Below are 1,985 nucleotides of genomic sequence, written 5' to 3'. Positions count from 1 at the left end.
TTTCATGTTCAACCATCGCCTGGGATACTATCTGCAGGCTTCCCTGATACGGTCTGCTGACAATCCCTATCACTGTACGCGTCCCAATATCCAGCGCAAAAAGGTAGTCACTCATCTGTACCCTCCGAATTGTTTTCTTCGCAGTTTCGTTTAAAAGTTTAGCACAATAAAATGGACCCCAGGAGTTGGACACAAAAAGAGACGAAATAAGATAGAATTGAAACATGAAGCGTAACCACTACACACCAGAATTTAAAGCCAAGGTTGTCCTGGAGTTATTGAGAGAAGAAAAGACTCTCAGCCAGATTGCTGCGGATTACGGAGTACATCCCAATCTGCTTAGCCGGTGGAAGGCAGAGTTCTTAGAGAAAATGCCTACCGTCTTTAGCAAAGAAATCTCAGAAGTGGATAAGCTCCGCAAAGAACACGCATCCGAGAAGGAGGAGCTGATTAAACAGATCGGGCAGTTGTCCGTTGAGAACGTCTGGTTAAAAAAAACCTATCAGAAAGCCTTGGAACTGAAGCAAAGAAAAAGCTAATACAACCAATCGAAGGTATTACCGTCAAGCGGCAGTGTGAATTACTAGGGGTTAGCCGTTCCACGGTTTATTATCAACCCAAAAAGCTGTTTGGCCCAGGCCCGGAAGAAATTCGCATTAAGAATGCCATTGACCGTATCTGGACTAATAAGCCATACTTCGGATACCGTCGTATCCGGGCCGCGCTCAAGGGTGAGCAGATTTTTATCGGCAAAAAACGGCTAATCCGGTATATGCGGGAAATGGGAATTACAGCAATCTATCCTGGTCCCAATCTGAGCCGGCGTAACCTGCAGCATCGGATTTACCCTTACCTGCTTCGGGGGGTTAATGCCGAATGCCCCAACCAGGTCTGGGGAATTGACCTCACCTACGTGGGAATGCGTAGAGGATGGATGTACCTAGTGGTCATCATCGACTGGTACTCCCGCATGGTAGTAGGGCACGCTTACTCCAACACCCTCCACGTAGGATTCGTTATCGAATGTGTCAAGGAAGCCATTCGGCGCCACGGGCACCCTCAAATAATGAACAGCGACCAAGGCTCGCATTTTACCAGTGACGACTATATCAACCTGCTAAAAAAAGAATCTATTCGTATCAGCATGAATGGCCGGGGCCGCTTTACCGACAACGCCATAACCGAACGCTTTATCCGCAGCCTGAAACAGGAACGGTTGTATCTAGAAGAATTTGAAGACCCAAGACAATTAAAGCGAATTACTTCGGAGTATATTGACGATTATAACTGGCAAAGACCCCATCAAAGTCTCGGCTATAAAACCCCATCTGATGTCTATTGCCCCCCCTGGTTAGCCCAGGAAGCAATTTAAAAAGTGCCCGGTCGGGCGGAAAGGAGAATCTATCTTATATTTCTCGTTTCCGTGTCTTGACAAAGGGGGACATTACAGTTTATATGTTTGATCTCAAACCCTTGATATTATTGGGACTCAAAGGCTTTAGATAACCGTCTAATTGTCTTTGTTTACCCTTGTTTATCTACAAATGTTTGACAGTTGTTTGAATCTATCTTTCTTTTAGAAGTCCATATAAATAAAAAGAGTAGGAACAAAGTGGCTCTACTCCCGTTTTAATGGATAGTCGATTTAAAAAGGCCTGGGCACAGCGAGTTGGAGCTTTCCGGCGATGAGGTAAATCATGGATGCATAGCCCTCAAAGTTGCGGAATCCTCTCGCCTTTCGCTTCGCCGCCTGAATCATGGAGCTTATCCCCTCGCAAATGGCATTGGTAATACGGTTTTTAAAGTAAGCCAGGATTTTGTCTTTATGCCGCATCAGCGTTTCCGCTGCTTCTTTCATTGGTTTTAACCGGCAGCGGCGCATCCACGAGTACAGACTGGCGAAACCTTTTTCCGCTTCATCCATCGCGCGGCTGGCATAGAAATCGTCAAGCCCCGCGACAATGCGATATGCGCGGCCCGTCTTG

2 protein-coding genes are annotated in these 1,985 nt (G+C 46.4%); one reads left to right on the top strand and one right to left on the bottom strand.

The annotated features are described in order from the left end of the window. The first annotated feature begins 224 nt into the window (after nt 1–224). A protein-coding gene (locus tag NUV48_15495) for an IS3 family transposase (GenBank protein ID MCR4443535.1) occupies nt 225–1,372 on the top strand; the annotation gives its coding sequence in 2 pieces (ribosomal slippage) (nt 225–489 and nt 489–1,372; 1,149 coding nt in all). 273 nt (nt 1,373–1,645) lie between these two features. Here NUV48_15495 and NUV48_15490 read toward each other — a convergent pair. After that, nucleotides 1,646–1,985, bottom strand: a 340-nt coding sequence (locus tag NUV48_15490) for a transposase (protein MCR4443534.1), incomplete at its 5' end; no start/stop codon positions are given.

It is taken from the genome of Peptococcaceae bacterium, from assembly GCA_024655825.1.
Lineage (GTDB): Bacteria > Bacillota > Peptococcia > DRI-13 > PHAD01 > JANLFJ01.
This window is presented reverse-complemented; position numbering and strand designations above follow the sequence as displayed.